This window comes from uncultured Nostoc sp., assembly GCF_964245445.1.
GTDB lineage: Bacteria > Cyanobacteriota > Cyanobacteriia > Cyanobacteriales > Nostocaceae > Nostoc.
In genome coordinates, this window is sequence record NZ_CAXTNE010000206.1 from 1 (window position 1) to 14,934 (window position 14,934).

Consider the following 14,934-nt stretch of genomic DNA (forward strand, 5'->3'; position numbering starts at 1 on the left):
ACGGTCTGTCCTACCCGAATTGTGGGGATTCCTCCGCTCGTCTGGGCTACTTGGGGAACGAAAGCCCCTTGACCCACAACTCGTTTTTATTCGTTCCCTCGGAGAGATTGATTGTTCCGTTAGATGTAGCCGATTCAACTACTGGATTCCCTGGACTCTTGCCGTTATTCTGTGCAAATGCGGCGGGAATAATCTCCAGTGAGGTCAGGGATTTTGTGTTGCGCCCTGTCTACGGCTAAGTTGCTTTCATAACCTGAGTTCGGGTTAAAGATAAGGAGGTAAAAGCCACTCCAGTTGAAGGCTAGGTTTCTTAGGTTGATGACAATAAGCGATTAATCCGCAAAGAACGTTAACGCAAAAATTAACGGGGCTGACGCCGGGGTACCGGCTACCGCTTCGCTATCGGTGTCTCGAATGTTCAATCTGAGAAATGTTCTTGAGTTGGTCGTTAATCGTCTCAATAATTGAGCGTTTACGGGACAAAAGCTTGTCATGAAGACGCATTAGCTTATTCTTCATATTGCGACGGGGTTTAGCGAAAAATTGGATTCCGAACTCTTCCAAAAGCTGAGAAGCAAGTTTTTCAGAAACATAGCCGCGATCGCCAAATATTTTGCCAAAAAGCTCACGCAGTAAATCGGGTACAGGTTTACGGTCATCAATATTACCAGGAGTAAGAACCACATTTAAGAGTTGACCAAGTTCATTGACAACAATATGAAGCTTAAACCCAAAAAACCAATCCACAGAAGTTTTGCCTCTCGTGGCTAAACCTTTAAATACCTTATGCCTAGAAATCCGACGATTATGACATACCTTCAAGCAAGTTGAATCGATAAAACCGATACCCGTACATTGTCCAAAACAATGCTTCAGATAGACACACAAAGGTATCAAGGTTGATGGCATCCATTCAATAAATCGTTGATAAGAAGGAAGACCTGGAAACGCAGAACTCCACTGCTGTTTCACTTGATTTAAATAAAAATGCTTGAAATTACGGTAGTGATTTTGATGAAAAGCGATGATAATTGTCATGATTTCACTTAAACATAAGCTTTTAGCACGAACACGTTTTATTCCTCCATGATTTAACAATTTTTTGTGCCATTGCGCTTCAAACGCTTTACAGAAATCATCTACATGACAGAACAAAGCATCTAAACTAAACATAGGACAGGCTGCTGGATTTGTTGTTATTTTCAGCTTACTACCTGTCCTTTTCCTTATCCCGAACTCAGGTTTCATAGGCTCTGTTTCATCGTAGGAACTCCCTATTAGCGCCAGTGTCAACCCGCAACGGTCGTCTGATTGCGCCCTGTTAAGAGCTTCACTCTACAAGATTCGAGCTTGTTCGGTGTGGGCAGGTAAGGAGTCAATTCTGAGTCTGAATGGTAGGGCTTTCACCTACATCTGACCGAGAGTTCAGCCTTTTGTGACAGTAATCTGCTGTCGGGCTGGATTAGTTATTTACGGACTGATTACCGTGATTTTACTAATCAACGAATCGCACGCACAGTGCCGTTGGTTTCTTCTGTGATGTTGCATTCCCCCAACTGTCCCTGTAACTCGGCAGCTTTGGCGTGAACCATCCGTTTGCCGTAAGCCTCTATCAGTTTGTGGCTAAAGAAATCTTGTCCCAGGCGGGGAACTGTCTCATAGCTGTCGTGTATTACTTCGTACACACTGCTTGTTTGATTCCACTTGAATCCGATATCTGCACGGGCTTGAATTGTGCGACCAGAAACTATAATTTCAGCACTAGTACCTTGGGAGCCACCATAATAGCCCTTGAGTGGGTATGGTTTTTCGTGGACTTGCGGTGAAAGATTTAAATCAAAAAGCGCTTGCAACAAACAATCGTGATTGCTTAATTTGGTTTTGACTGTTGAGAAATGCGACATAATGTTATTCCCTTTATCATCTGGTTTGAGAAATAGTAAAAGTGCGATATCCTTTTGTCACGCGAATATTGCACTTTTAATACACCGATCAAGTCTTGAGCGAATGCACACTTGCCTAAGACTATTTTTTTACCTGAACTTAAAAGCGCTAACTGTAGCTTTCGCCAGTCCTACGTCATCAAGGGCAAGCTGTTGTAGATTGCGTTGTTCATCCAGCAACTTGGTGCGAATTTGTTCCATCTTTTGCTGCAAGTGACTGCGCCCATCACTGCCAAGATTTTTTGACTCAATCGCTGGATCGGTGACAATCGAATCCAAATGCTCCATCATCTGCTGTAAACTGCTGCCAGCTTCCGGTGAGGCATTTGCCAGTAACACCCGCACTTTCATCAGGTGTTTTTCCATCTTCTTTTTGAACTGGACTGACTTACGTCCCGGCTCCCAATCGCTCAACTCTTCGAGCAACTGCGCCGCTAGTTGTTCACCGCCAGCGATCGCAGATTCCCTTAATCGTTGCTCCAGATTTTGGTCATACTGTTGGATGAACTTGGTAATCTGGTCTAGACACTCGGCTTGCTGCTGATTGAGTTGTTCAGAGAGGGCAGGAATAATCACCGGACGACCAATAACGACTTGCAAATAGTCTTCGAGATCGGTCAGAGTCGGAAATGCTCTTAACAAGTTGGCTTTGACTGACTCTTGCTTATCCTGTGCTAATTCCCAGGTGTTAAGTGAGAGGAACTGATCAATCCGCTCTTGATAATCAAGAAGTCTCGCTTTGTAATCAGCTTTTAATTGATTGCGTAAACCAGGGGCGATATTATCTCTGATATTGATTAACTGATTCCATACCAGGGGAGCTAAATCAATCGGACAAACCCAATCGCTAGTATCAGCAGACATCCACTCTTGAACTGAAGCAATCTCTTGCCTTAATTGGGCAGCAGCTTCATCCAGCTTCTTAAATACCTTGATACCCCGCAAACCAACTTCGGAATTTGTAACTTTCACGAGGTCTGATTCAATTTCAGAAACTTCAGCTTTTAGCACATCTGCCCATTTAGAGGCGGCAGACTTTGTACTTTTCTTTAATTGAATACGAAAGCGAATGCGAGTTTTATTTAACTGTGAGAAATTGTGGCGCTCGACTACTGCATCAGTTAGGGAATTTGCAGCGATAGTGTTGTCGATTACTTGTACCATGATTATTCACCTCAATCATTATTTTTCACTTTCAATTAAGCGAAGCTTTCTTTATGGCTATTTCTCAATTTGTAAATGTCTTTAGTAGCTCTATAAATTACTTTTGTAGAGCTATTTTGTAACCTAATATGTCTTTTAATGACTGGTGGTTTATGTATGGACATGGCTTAAAATAGCTAAAGTTGCTGTGAATTATCCTGTACCACAGGCTTTTGATAAACCATGCCTTCGACTTCATAACAGCGAGTCATGAGTTTGTTTCGATTTAGGCGAAAGCTGGCTTTTTTCTTTTGATTTGGCAGAGGTACAAATAGATACTGTGGATGTTGTATAGTACCTTCATCACCCAAATATCGGGAAAGTGTACCGTTTATTTGGTAAAGTTTTGAGGAGCTTAAAAGCGTTGGGTCGTAAACCTTAATCAAATTTAATTCCATCTTATTAGCAGTGAAGTGTGCCATAATTTATCGTGGAATCGATTTTTCTCTACAGTCATTTCCAATTTGCAATTCCCAATTTGCAATTCGCAATTAATAATACCCCATGCATGAGTGTAGGGGCTTGAATATTGATACTATATGTTTTGTTTCTTTTGCTAATTGAAATTAGGGGCTTATACCCTAAATGAAACAATAGACCTCTTGCAAAAGTCCCACATGCGTGGGACAAGTAGGTTAGAGTTGGGTAGCATCTATGACCTACGAACAGGTAAAGAGCCTGAAGTCCGGAGACTTTACAGCAATGTGTGGTGTACGTCCAGATACTTTTAGCAAGATGGTAGAGGTAGTGCGATGTCTACGACGGGCTGCGCCTACGCAACGAACAAAACAGAAAACAGGACGACCGGGTAAATTAAGCTTAGAAGACCAATTGTTGATGACATTAGAATACTGGAGCGGAGCCGGAGACGCTCCGCCTCCGGAGAGTACCGTACCTACTTCCATATAGATCAGTCTTGGGGAGTAAATGAGTCTAGAGCTTACCGAATTATCCGAAAAATAGAAGATACGCTGGCTAAATCAAGGGCATTCACGCTTCCAGGTAAGAAAAAACTCGCTACTTTCAGGGGGCGACAAGGGAGCTAAAGAGCTTGCTGTATAAGTAACATAGCTTTCAAACCCCACCGATAAAACGTCTGCTTATTGCGAATAGAATCCATAAATTCCTCAACCCATATTTAGCCCACAACAAATTATTGCTGGATTAGAACAGCTTGCCACCTCAGACTCAACAGTTGATCCGAATGCAGAAGAATTTCCCGTAGAAATCAGCGATCGCTTAGAAAGGTTGTTCAATCTAGCGCAAGCAACCCTCGACAAATCGAAGCTGTTAGGAGGTAGCGGTAATTTGGCGAATATACAGACTCATGCTATAGACATGGCCACTGAACAATTACAACTTGTTGGAGTCAGCCGGGAAACGTTTAAAGCGTTCTTGGACATTGTGGCAGGTAAGACTGTTGCCCAAGCGCTGGCAGTTCATCAATTTGAGCAAGAGTTATTCGATGAAATAAGGTGATTTTTGAAAAAGAAATTACCAGCAAAAGTGGTCGAATCAAGATATCCCATTTGGGCAAAAGTGGATTTCTCTGCAATCTCGACTCGACTTGCTTCATGGCTTTCTTAGTCAGAGAAATCCCTTTTTGGTAAACAATGTTGCTTAAAGTCAAAATTGGATGTAGCCCTTTCCAAGTCATGCTAGAAGCCCATGAGAGCATAGTTTCAACATCAACAAGCTTGGTTCCATTCCAATGCTGTTCAAGAATGCCCCAGCAGCGCTCTATAGGATTATATTTACTATGGTAGGGAGGATAGTAAAGTAATTGAATCGGTCTGTTAATCTGATCAACAAATTCAACCATCCTTTTTAAGAATTGAGTTCGTACTTTGCTACTTTCGGGACCGTTATCAATTTTAATTTGTATCAGTTCTATCCTGTCTTTGTTCTGGTGTAATTGTTTTCCACCAATGAATCAGGTTATCAACAATGAAATCGCTGGTTTTATAGGAACTGCCAAAGATAATATGTAGTTGCCCATTGTCTTGGTCTACAATTTTACAAGGAATGTATTTTTCCTTGCATCCCATATCGTGGTCGCTAGCTTGATTGTCCCCTCTGGTTTTTCCGCCACGCGAATAATCTCCAATATTGACGGTGGCTTTACAGTCTATGCTTAGTCTCTTGACTGATTCGCTTGTTGCAAGATTCTGAAATTCTTTGATGTTGTTGAAGATGTCGTCTGTTTGTGCAATTTTTTTTGAGGTTTGGCTTTTACGACTTTGCCAAGACGATAGCCCATTCGGTTCAATACTTGTGCCATTGTACTGGCTCCTGGCAATTGCTCCTGGCTAAATCCTTGCTCTTTTAATTCTTTCAACGCCGATGCTGCTGTTAGTCTGGTATAGGCTAATGATGTTTTAAATGTTGGGTCTTGTTGAGCATGAGATTCTGCAAGCTGTTGCAGTGACAATGCAACTTCCGGTTGTTTCTCCTCCCAACGCTTTGCTCCACTAAAGCTTGACTGTAATCCCACACAGGTTATTTGTGTTCGTTTTTCTGCCAATCCTACCTCTATATTCTGTCTACCCCAGCCAAATAACGTTTCTGCAAGCCTTGTGCTTCGGGAGCAATATTTCAATGCCATCTCTGCCTGAAAACTCCGACGTTCTACTCCATTCATTTTCGATGCTGCCAACCGCAAGTCTTCAATTGCGATGGTGTTAATGATTTGGGTGCGGCGGCTGTGGCTAACGTATCCAAATGCTTGCTCCTGTTTTCTTTGCATCAAGGGTATATTTTACCTCCATTGGTAAATTCTTTCCTAGAAATCACCTAACTTGTTGAAAATTAATTAGCTGGCATTACCCAAGCTATTTTGAAAGTTCCTGACTTAACTGGAAAAGTCAAGTAGGGTATGGGGGCTAAAAGTCTTTCCCCATACCTCATACCCTGTTCGGTAAAAACTATTTAGGTACAGTAGTCGTGTTGAGTTCACCCTTTTTCCCTTTTGCCCTCTTATTTGCACCTTGTGTCACCTTCAGTTCTTCTGACTTACTGGAGTTGACCATTTTCACCAAGGAAGAATTGAGATAACTTTGTGCAGATATACAAACTTTCCCAAATCTCCTGGTTCCGGCTGATTTTTGTACCAACTGTATTTCCTCCTGTTTTCTCCGACACCAAATATTTGCGGAAATAGTTAGTCCACAGGTGCTGGAGAAAGTCTTCGGCAAATTCATTAAATGGCAGAATCCATTTATAGTCCTTGTCCAAAAATACCCGATAGGATGCAATTATCGGTAGTGCTAGGTCAGTTGGCGCACCGAAGCCGAATGAATACTTGCTGTCAGGCAATAACGTAGTTTTACGTATATCAATTGATGCTAAATACACGCTTGAGGACTTTTCAAACATTTTCTTATGCAATCTCATAATTTTAATTATAAGGATTTCCCTGTTGCCTGTTGCCCGTTCCCTGTTCAGTTTTAATGCAAAAACCCGACTTTTAGCTAATTGACAAGGTAGCCTCATAAAAGGGAAATTAACTTTACCCATAGCCTGTTATTCACAAAGGCAGAGGGAAGAGGTTATGACTATCTCCAAAAATTATGCAAATTTTATCAGTTAATAATAAAAAATATACTTTCATTTTATTTATATTACATTCTTTAATTTCATTGCATTTAGTAGCACTTTTTTTATCACCAGTTGGTTTTGCTCAAACTGTAGAAAATCGTTTATACCGAGCCGATTTACTGCTACGGTTAGGAATTAGGCAACATCAGACTGCTCAATTTGCAGCGGCTTTAGAGTCATTGCAGGAGGCATTGCAGCTTTATCAACAGAACAAAAACGTTGTTGGGGAAGCTAATACTTTAGGGATTTTGGGTAAAATATACTTTACTTTAGGGCAATACGGGCAAGCAATTGGGCATTATCAACAGCAAAGAACCCTTTTGCAGACGCTTGGCGATCGCCAGGGGGAAGCTCAAGCTTTAGACGATCTGACTAATACTTATATCTATCAAGGAGATACCAAACAAGCAAAAATACTACACGATTTAGCCCAAAAAATTAGAAAAGAAATTGGCACTCCTCAAGGAGAAGCTGCTTTTTTAGGCAACATCGGGTTAGCTTACGAATTTCACGGACAATTTCCTCAAGCAATTGAACTTTATCAGCAGCAGTTAGCGATCGCTCAAAAAAATCATGATATTGCTGCAATAGATAATTCCTTGGACAAATTGGTAGAGGTTTACCAGTCCCAGGCAAAATATCCACAGTTAATTGAACTGTATCAGCAGCAATTGGCAATCGCCCAGCAAAATAAAGATGCAGTAAGCGTTGCTGATTTACTTAGCCAACTAGCAGCAGCATACAAAACACGAGGACAATATCAGCTAGCGATAGAAATATATCAGCAGCAGTTGTTAGCAACGAGAAATATCAAAGACTTCCTGGGAGAAATGAACTCTTTGAGCAATTTGGGAGACACTTATCGTCAGAGTGGAAAATATGAACAAGCCCTGGAAGTATATAAACAGCAGTTAGCGTTCGCTCGCAACCAAGGCAAACAATTACAGATAGGAACAGCATTCAATCATATCGGATTAACTCTACTGAAAGCTCGCAAACTATCGGAAGCTGAAAAAACACTGCTTAATGCTACAAATGTTTGGGGAAAAATCCGGTCAAAAGTAGGAAGTAACAGTATTAACTATACTCATGACCAAGCCGCTACTTATCAGATTTGGCAACAACTTTTGATTGCCCAAAATAAACCGGAAGCCGCCCTAGAAATGGCAGAACGTGGTAAATCTTGGTCTATTGCCCAGCTACTAGGAATGCGCTTGTCTTCTGAACCAGTATGGGCTGCTGCCAAAACTGCTCCTCGCGAAATCAATCCTCCCACAATCACCCAAATTCGCCAAATTGCTAAACAGCAAAATGCTACATTAATTGAGTATTCGATTATTCCTGATGAAGGGCTGTATGTTTGGGTTGTGCAGCCATCAGGCCAAGTAAAGTTTCGCCGCATTGATATCAAATCTCAACGTACAATCTATCCTGTTTCTTCCCTAGCCGATGTTGTTGCTAGTATTGGGGAATTTATCGGAATCAAAGGTAAGATTGAAGCGACAGCAAAAACGAACATTGAAATCAAGCCATTCTTGCAACTTCATCAGTTACTAATTAAACCAATTGCCGATTTGCTGCCAAAAGAAACTGCTAGTCGTCTCATATTCATTCCCCAACAAGAACTTTCTTTAGTTCCTTTTCCAGCCCTGGTTGATATCTCTGGCAAATATCTAATTGAAAAATACACAATAGTCACAGTTCCTGCTATTCAAGTATTAGCTTTAACTCACAAACAACAACGGGGTTTTTCCAGAGATAATGCGCTAGTAGTAGGCAATCCCAGTATGCCAAGAATTGCGCTTTTCATTGGGCAACCGCCGCAACCTTTACCAACCCTTGTAAATGCAGAACAAGAAGCCTTAGAAGTTGCCGAATTGCTCAAGACTAAACCTTTGATTGCAAATCTTGCAACGAAGAGGACTGTTTTACAACAATTAAACAAAGCTAAGACAGTTCATCTAGGAACTTATGGGATAATAGATGGGATAAAGCGGCAAGGTATCCCAGGTGCGATCGCCCTTGCTCCAAGTGACAGCGATGGTGGAGTACTGAGTGCCGCAGAAATTTTAGACTTAAAACTCAAAACGACACTATTTGTGATCAGTGCCACAGAAACAGGCAAGAGTCAGATTAGCAGCGATGGAATTAGTGGTTTATCCTTGTCCCTGATTTCTGCCGGAGTACCAAGTGTAATTATGCCCTTGTGGTCATCACCTGAAATCCCCACCGCCTCTTTCATGACAGAGTTTTACAACCAGTTGAATCAGACACACGACAAAGCACAAGCTTTACGCCATGCAATGCTCAAAACAAAGGAACAATATCCGAATCCTAGAGATTGGGCAGGATTCATGTTAATTGGTGAGGGTAAATAAACTCGATATACAGCACTTTGCAAGTAAATCTGACTTTTCACAGCATGTGGAAAAGGCCATTTTAAGGGTTTGGCAAGCCCTGATTTTTCCGTTAGCTATTTTCATTAACTTAAATTTATTGAGAATTAGCTTGTGGAAAAAGTCACGCTTTTTCGGGGCTTGAGAATTTCCCGTGAAAAGTCAGGCAAGTAAATGAAGCAGACATCATTAATATGATAAATCTGTGAGGTGGGCATCCTGCCCGCCCTTGTGTTCCTCATTCAGATGAAATGCGCTGTATCTCATTGCTGTTTTATCTTGGCGATTTCTGACAGCCAAAGCCGCCGATTTGCATGAGGTAGTGTCAATATCTTCTCTAAAGACCAATGAAAATAAAAGGCAATTAATGCTACCTCTTCGTGCAGTTGCTCCAAGGGGTAGCTTATGATTCCCCCGACAGAGAAAACTCCACTTGAAAATTACTATTACAATAAGGACACTCAACCGGAATATAAGCATCGCCGTCCTGATTAATCCGATTGTAAAACTCCCGTAAATATGCCAAATCTCGCGTAAAAAGACCTTCCAATAATTCAGGCGTGACTAAAGATAAATTTCCCAACCGGGTAATTACCTGAGATAGCATCACCAAAACACCATAGGCTGAACTTTCTTTAGTTCGACGATGTTTCTGCACATATATTTCATCCTTTGCCGTCGCCAAGCGCATCACCCCAAGGCGATGAACCATCCCTTCGGTCTCCACCAAACCTCTAGGCAAGATAAATTCAAATTCTGTGTCTGTAATCTCGTGACTGTGCATGAAAATTCCAATTTAAAAACAAAATTTAGCTTAACTAACATCTATCTGCTCTGATGGCAGTTTCGCAGTGTTTGGCGACGCTTCATCTTCCCTATCAAGTTCGTTAATCTGGCGATAAAATCGTTGCAAATAATTGAGATCACAGGCAAATAACCCTTCTATAACGGAAGGAGTTATTTCATCTATTGCTCCCAATCGTACAATAACGCGAGCCAGAATCACGACCGTAGCATAGGCCGGATTGGATTTTACACGGGGATCTCGCAGAGGAACTATTTCATCAATCGCTTTAGACAAACGCATTACACCTTTGCGGTGCAGATTGCCATCTGTATCTAGGTATCCCTTAGGCAAGGTGAATTCAAACTCTGTTTGAAACATTACTTACTTACGTTTGTCCGCTTAAATTCTTCAACGATTAATTCGATCTCTTCAATTTCTAGTTCATTAGCAGAGGCTTTGACATCAGTAATTGTATAGCTAGTCGGCCATGCACCCTTGAATTCAAATGTTGCTTGTGCTTCGGCTGCTTGGTTATAGATAGTTAAAAAACCATCTCGCCGCTGTTGCGCCCAATTTCCCTCTTCTACTGCCTTCAACCAGTTCCACAAGGTCATAGATGATGTCATACCCCGACGCAGCACTAAATTACTACTTTTAACATTACCGGGAATGTGGGTACTGACAATCCGACCAGTTTTGGCTTTACTCCAAACTTGTGGCGTTACTTCGGAAATAGGAATTACTTCCTGCGTGCGCTTAAAACCCTGACACTCCATAAAGTAGCCATCTACACTATCGATGCTACCGTCAAGTTTGAGTTCCAGGTAAAAACGGCAACTTGTGAGAAATTCGGGTTGTTTTAGCACAGTTAGCTTGCAGTTGAGTTAATTAGCTTTATTACTACACCACTCGAATTAGGCTCGGTGGCTAAGGAATTTAGTAGAAGACTCTCAAGCATGAACGCTGCTGATTAGCTTCGCATTTTGCAACGATAGAGAGATTATAGAGCGGGCAAAGCTACCTCTTTTGAAGTAGCATGTCAGATGCCACAATTTGTGCATTTGACATGCGCCTTCTGCTTATTTATGAAGACGGGTTGCAATGCTTGGACTTGCACCCCGGCGCAATTTCGTTTCTGAGATAGCATTGGCAACAGATACCCAACCAACTATTTATTTTTTGCGTTCCACATAGGTATAGGAAAAAGATACGGTTTCTGTGAGCGCTTGGTTGCCAGCAACATCCAGGTTTGACATTTTATATGATAGGGGCATCACACCCTGGAAGTGCCAGTTAGCTGATTCCTCACCATCTTGTTTAAAGACTTTAATATCAGCAGTTTTTAGCTCACCTTTAGTCTTGGTCGCTCCGCCTAAATCTCTATTGGAGTGAGAATTGTAAAACCAATCTGATACTGCTTTGGGTTTATCGCTATTGGTGACAAATGTGATGGTTATATTTTCGTTTTTGACTGCGGAAGCAGCTTGTTGTGCAGTTACTTTGCTGCCCATAGTAACCCCTAATGGCCCATCGGTAGCAGTAACTTGGATAGACATTTTTAAACCAGAAACTTTCTGAACGAACAATTTGTTATCGAGTCCATCGGCGTTAAATTCAAACCTAGCCGATGCTAAATATTCTGCCATTTATTTACTCCTAGTAATATGCATACAAACTCTCTAGCATCTGTCTCAATTAAAAGACTTTTACTCAAGCGCTTTTACTTATTTCGAGCGCTGGATATTTTGACAGTTAAATTCAAATGATTCCATCAAAATATTGCTGCTAGCAACATCAAAATCTGACACTGAGTAACTGACAATTTGACATTGTTTGAGATCGTAACTCACTACTTCGCCACCGCTAGCATCAAAGATGGTTATTTTGCCATCAGTATAACCATCATTCCATTTGCCACCGCCGCCGGAATATGTTGTAGGTAGAGCTTTAGCCCAAATGTCGAATAGTTTCTTGTTGCCATCTTCCAGAGCTGCCTCGATAGTAAAATTTTTATTATCGGTGTAACCACTAGAAGTTGTCTGGTAAGTTACCTGCGCCTTGGCACCTGATGCTATGGGAAGATCGGCAGCAGCGATTTTTGCCTCCACATCTATACCACTGAAGCTCTTGATTGGATAAACTGTGCCACCAAATTCAAAGGCAAAATTACTAGAAGAAATTACTTCTACTGCCATATTTTACTCCTTGCAAACTGTTTAGTATTCCTAATTAGCAGTAAGTAATTGGTAATTAGTATTTGTAATTACCAAGTACTTATTAACTATTGCCCTGGAGCCCACTGACTGATGCGGAAGATAACAAATTCCGCAGGACGTACTGGAGCAACGCCAATTTCGATGTACAAGCGGCCGAGCATCATAGTATCTGGAGTATTGAGTTCTCCATCGCACTTGACATAGAAAGCGTCAGCAGCACTTGCTCCCACTAGCGCTCCCTCGCGCCATAGACGTTCCAAGAAACTGGAGACAGTAGCGTTAACGCGACCCCAGAGTCTAGAATCGTTCGGCTCGAACACTACCCACTGGGTACCAATTTCAATCGATTTTTCGATGTAGCTCATCAGGCGGCGAACAGGAATGTAGCGCCACTGGATGTTATCCGGCTCGACCAGGGTGCGAGCGCCCCAAATCTTAATGCCTCGATTAAAGTTGGCAAAGTTGCGGATGCAGTTGATGCCTAACGGGTTCAACAATTCCTGTTCGCGAAAGTTGGTTTCGTATGCTAAACCGATGACACCGCGGGGAGTGTCGTTAGCGGGTGCTTTGTAGAGTCCTCTAGTTTCGTCGGTACGGCACCAAACGCCCATCATGTGACCGCAGGGAGGAATAGCGATCGGTCTACCGCCATTGCGGGGGTTAGCAACCTTGATCCAGGGATAGTAGAGAGCGGCAAACTGGGAGCGGCGGTTAAAAGCGCTCAACCACTGCGCTACGTGCTGGGGCTTGACTTGTTCAGCTGGTACTGCTGCACCATTTTTGCAAGGAGGCGCATCGAGAACTACCATGCGGAAAGGGGGACTGGGCGAGGAGTTCTCACACCTGCTGATCATCATTTCCATGATACCGTGTACCTGATCAAGGTCTATTAGTCCCTCTTGGTAAACCCGCATCAGGTCTGGACAGGCAATCATAGCAACGTCGTCAATTTCAAAAATCCCCTGGACGCCACTGCGATCCTCGCGTGTCCCTTGCAAATCGCGGGGGAAGCGATCTGGAGTAGAAATATGAGGAGGTGGGCTGACCTCGTACATACCATTTACAGGACGGCGGGATAGAGATTGCCCGCTTTGGGCGATATCCTCAATAGTCAGGAATTCAGATGTTTCCAGAACCGTAACTACATAGTCTGCTACCTGTGTATCAATGGCCGAGTTCATTGTCAGGTGCTCGTACCGTTCAAGCTCCTGCTCACCCCGCTTGACTACGACAGTGAAGAATTCACCTGAGTCTAGTGGCGCTTCTGTACCTTCGGGTGCGTCTTCAGAGAGAGGTTTAGGCGTACTGGATTGAATTTGCACAGTCAGCCGGGGGGTAGATCCTGGCAGAGCAAGTGCGCTTTCTTCTTCAGATGGCTTAATAGAGAACCGCAAAGATGGACGACCGCCTGAGTTTAACAGCTTTGTAGCACTTTCTTCAGCAGGTGGTGCTGCCGAACCAGGCAGCTTAATACCGATGCTAGAAACCCAACAGCGACCACCGCCATTCAGAAACCAACCGTAAACCGCAAAAGGCAGGTAAGCATTGAAGTCTGTGAAGCCATCAGACCCTTGCTTGCCAAAGTATTCCAGGTATTGATCCCAACTGGTGACCATCATCGGTTGGAACAGTTCGGCGTCACCACGTACATCTTCGGTAAAGCCAATAAAACCAGCAACACTCAGGCTGACACCTTCTATCGGGCGACTGCCACGGTCTACTTCTTCGACGTAGACACCAGGGGCAAAGTAATCTAATCTAGGCATAAGCGCTCTTTTTGTATTTCCAATAAAGTTGGCAATAAATAGGGACTAGACCTGCGTTTAATTTGTCTTTTGAGTTAATTAATTCAATTTACTTGGATGTATTGGTTCTGCTTTTAGGTGCAAGGGTATTGTTACTGTCACATATAAAGCTGGACGCAACCTGACACCCAAAGCACTCCACAAAGCTAATGCATCTAGAGGCTTAATGGCACAAACAAGCAATTGTAAGTTGCCATGACCACGCAGTGTAGGATCTAGCATCTCTTCTGGCAGCAAACGGTGACGCAATAGTAGCTTTAATGCCTCTGATAGCAGACGTTGCTCCCCCAGCGCTGTAAACCCCCAGACACTTACCAAGAAAGACACATCAATCCAAACAGTTGAGTATTTCTCAGAGGTTATATCCTTTGTGTCATAGCTATTTCTGTTCTTTAGTTGCCAAACTGAGTGTTGCCCTTTGTTATGTTCCCGTATGTCATAGCAGTATAGGTTCAGCAATGGCTCTATACCCTGTTGTAGACCAGGGTGGTTAAAATCTATTTGTTCTGTACTGATTAGAGAAGTTCCACCAGCCAGGATCTTTGCCAACGTCTGAGTAACAGCAGGGAGCATAGAACATACTGGGCACTTAGTTTATATAAATCTAGATTAAGGATAGATAAACCTGCTGGTTATTAGACTTTGGTCGAAAGTTTAAAAATTGTGTCCTAATTAACTATGCAGCAGAAAACATCACTAATCTAAGAATTAAGTATTCATAGCTTGCGGTTAATGACATATTTTACATATTAGAGGATGTTTGAAAAGTGTTTGGCTGTGATATAAGGCACTTATTGATCCCCCCTAGCCCCCCTTAAAAAGGGGGGAACCGGAATCAAAGTCCCCCTTAAAAAGGGGGATTTAGAGGGGTATAGAACGTTTTGATACCGACAAGGAGACTTTTCAAACATCCTCTTAGACCTATTGCAAAATTCGGCGTTGCATAATAGGGGGATGAATTGAGGTCATCTACTGTGCAATGTCCAT

16 protein-coding genes and 3 pseudogenes are annotated in these 14,934 nt (G+C 42.5%); 4 read left to right on the forward strand and 15 right to left on the reverse strand.

Going from position 1 to position 14,934, the window contains the following annotated elements:
- The coding region (locus tag ACFE90_RS26925; protein ID WP_375505486.1) for a hypothetical protein at positions 1–202 on the forward strand (202 nt) is incomplete at its 5' end.
- Between the two features lie 62 nt (positions 203–264).
- On the opposite strand, the pseudogene ACFE90_RS26930 reads toward ACFE90_RS26925, so the two are convergent.
- From ACFE90_RS26930 to ACFE90_RS26945, 4 genes and pseudogenes are all read right to left on the reverse strand, one after another.
- Positions 265–1,173: pseudogene (locus ACFE90_RS26930) on the reverse strand (IS982 family transposase).
- A gap of 326 nt (positions 1,174–1,499) precedes the next feature.
- On the reverse strand, positions 1,500–1,904 hold the full coding sequence (locus tag ACFE90_RS26935) for a DUF1257 domain-containing protein (protein ID WP_375505487.1): 405 nt from the start codon (positions 1,902–1,904) through the stop codon (positions 1,500–1,502).
- Between the two features lie 129 nt (positions 1,905–2,033).
- Entirely contained in the window at positions 2,034–3,107 is a 1,074-nt protein-coding gene (locus tag ACFE90_RS26940; protein ID WP_375505488.1) for a hypothetical protein, read from the reverse strand.
- Between the two features lie 176 nt (positions 3,108–3,283).
- A complete protein-coding gene (locus ACFE90_RS26945; RefSeq protein ID WP_375505489.1) occupies positions 3,284–3,568 on the reverse strand; it encodes a hypothetical protein in 285 nt (94 codons plus the stop codon).
- 232 nt (positions 3,569–3,800) lie between these two features.
- Between ACFE90_RS26945 and ACFE90_RS26950 the strand changes: the two genes are divergently transcribed.
- Both ACFE90_RS26950 and ACFE90_RS26955 read left to right on the forward strand, forming a co-directional pair.
- The gene (locus tag ACFE90_RS26950) at positions 3,801–4,055 is read left to right on the forward strand and encodes a hypothetical protein (protein WP_375505490.1); all 255 of its coding nucleotides are present in this window, start codon (positions 3,801–3,803) and stop codon (positions 4,053–4,055) included.
- Entirely contained in the window at positions 4,052–4,192 is a 141-nt protein-coding gene (locus ACFE90_RS26955; protein WP_375505500.1) for a hypothetical protein, read from the forward strand. Before ACFE90_RS26950 ends, ACFE90_RS26955 begins: the two co-directional genes overlap by 4 nt.
- A 338-nt stretch (positions 4,193–4,530) precedes the next feature.
- Here the strand turns inward: ACFE90_RS26955 and ACFE90_RS26960 are convergent, their stop codons facing one another.
- The 3 genes and pseudogenes from ACFE90_RS26960 to ACFE90_RS26970 form a co-directional block, all read right to left on the reverse strand.
- The gene (locus ACFE90_RS26960; RefSeq protein ID WP_375505501.1) at positions 4,531–5,076 is read right to left on the reverse strand and encodes a transposase; all 546 of its coding nucleotides are present in this window, start codon (positions 5,074–5,076) and stop codon (positions 4,531–4,533) included.
- A pseudogene (locus tag ACFE90_RS26965) lies at positions 5,021–5,892 on the reverse strand (hypothetical protein). Before ACFE90_RS26965 ends, ACFE90_RS26960 begins: the two are co-directional and overlap by 56 nt.
- Positions 5,893–6,070: 178 nt before the next feature.
- Positions 6,071–6,494 (reverse strand): annotated as a pseudogene (locus ACFE90_RS26970) (abortive phage infection protein); the annotation flags it as partial.
- 221 nt (positions 6,495–6,715) lie between these two features.
- Here ACFE90_RS26970 and ACFE90_RS26975 point away from each other — a divergent pair.
- Positions 6,716–9,121, forward strand: a complete 2,406-nt coding sequence (locus ACFE90_RS26975) for a CHAT domain-containing protein (protein WP_375505491.1) — start codon at positions 6,716–6,718, stop codon at positions 9,119–9,121.
- Positions 9,122–9,402: 281 nt separating this feature from the next.
- Here ACFE90_RS26975 and ACFE90_RS26980 read toward each other — a convergent pair whose 3' ends face one another.
- From ACFE90_RS26980 to ACFE90_RS27015, 8 genes are all read right to left on the reverse strand, one after another.
- Positions 9,403–9,534: a DUF6760 family protein gene (locus ACFE90_RS26980; protein ID WP_375505492.1), complete on the reverse strand. Its 132-nt coding sequence runs from the start codon at positions 9,532–9,534 to the stop codon at positions 9,403–9,405.
- An 8-nt stretch (positions 9,535–9,542) separates the two neighbouring features.
- Positions 9,543–9,923 carry a phage tail assembly protein gene (locus ACFE90_RS26985; protein WP_375505493.1) on the reverse strand — a complete coding sequence of 127 codons (381 nt, stop codon included), beginning with the start codon at positions 9,921–9,923 and terminating at the stop codon, positions 9,543–9,545.
- A 30-nt stretch (positions 9,924–9,953) separates the two neighbouring features.
- On the reverse strand, positions 9,954–10,304 hold the full coding sequence (locus ACFE90_RS26990; RefSeq protein WP_375505494.1) for a hypothetical protein: 351 nt from the start codon (positions 10,302–10,304) through the stop codon (positions 9,954–9,956).
- Complete coding sequence (locus ACFE90_RS26995) at positions 10,304–10,792, reverse strand: phage tail protein (protein ID WP_375505495.1); 489 nt, start codon at positions 10,790–10,792, stop codon at positions 10,304–10,306. The genes ACFE90_RS26990 and ACFE90_RS26995 overlap by 1 nt, the downstream gene beginning before the upstream one ends.
- A gap of 306 nt (positions 10,793–11,098) precedes the next feature.
- A complete protein-coding gene (locus tag ACFE90_RS27000) occupies positions 11,099–11,572 on the reverse strand; it encodes a phage tail protein (protein ID WP_375505496.1) in 474 nt (157 codons plus the stop codon).
- A 78-nt stretch (positions 11,573–11,650) separates the two neighbouring features.
- Entirely contained in the window at positions 11,651–12,121 is a 471-nt protein-coding gene (locus tag ACFE90_RS27005; protein ID WP_375505497.1) for a phage tail protein, read from the reverse strand.
- A gap of 86 nt (positions 12,122–12,207) precedes the next feature.
- Positions 12,208–13,908, reverse strand: a complete 1,701-nt coding sequence (locus tag ACFE90_RS27010) for a phage tail sheath family protein (protein ID WP_375505498.1) — start codon at positions 13,906–13,908, stop codon at positions 12,208–12,210.
- Between the two features lie 78 nt (positions 13,909–13,986).
- Positions 13,987–14,520: a Pvc16 family protein gene (locus ACFE90_RS27015; RefSeq protein WP_375505499.1), complete on the reverse strand. Its 534-nt coding sequence runs from the start codon at positions 14,518–14,520 to the stop codon at positions 13,987–13,989.
- Positions 14,521–14,934: the final 414 nt, after the last annotated feature.

Bases quoted from the DNA above. Each gene is read 5' to 3' on its own strand.
- ACFE90_RS26935 (WP_375505487.1), bottom strand. From the start codon at position 1,904: ATGTCGCATTTCTCAACAGTCAAAACCAAATTAAGCAATCACGATTGT.
- ACFE90_RS26940 (WP_375505488.1), bottom strand. From the start codon at position 3,107: ATGGTACAAGTAATCGACAACACTATCGCTGCAAATTCCCTAACTGAT.
- ACFE90_RS27005 (WP_375505497.1), bottom strand. From the start codon at position 12,121: ATGGCAGTAGAAGTAATTTCTTCTAGTAATTTTGCCTTTGAATTTGGT.
- ACFE90_RS26975 (WP_375505491.1), top strand. From the start codon at position 6,716: ATGCAAATTTTATCAGTTAATAATAAAAAATATACTTTCATTTTATTT.
- ACFE90_RS26990 (WP_375505494.1), bottom strand. From the start codon at position 10,304: ATGTTTCAAACAGAGTTTGAATTCACCTTGCCTAAGGGATACCTAGAT.
- ACFE90_RS27010 (WP_375505498.1), bottom strand. From the start codon at position 13,908: ATGCCTAGATTAGATTACTTTGCCCCTGGTGTCTACGTCGAAGAAGTA.
- ACFE90_RS26950 (WP_375505490.1), top strand. From the start codon at position 3,801: ATGACCTACGAACAGGTAAAGAGCCTGAAGTCCGGAGACTTTACAGCA.
- ACFE90_RS26945 (WP_375505489.1), bottom strand. From the start codon at position 3,568: ATGGCACACTTCACTGCTAATAAGATGGAATTAAATTTGATTAAGGTT.
- ACFE90_RS27015 (WP_375505499.1), bottom strand. From the start codon at position 14,520: ATGCTCCCTGCTGTTACTCAGACGTTGGCAAAGATCCTGGCTGGTGGA.
- ACFE90_RS27000 (WP_375505496.1), bottom strand. From the start codon at position 11,572: ATGGCAGAATATTTAGCATCGGCTAGGTTTGAATTTAACGCCGATGGA.
- ACFE90_RS26985 (WP_375505493.1), bottom strand. From the start codon at position 9,923: ATGCACAGTCACGAGATTACAGACACAGAATTTGAATTTATCTTGCCT.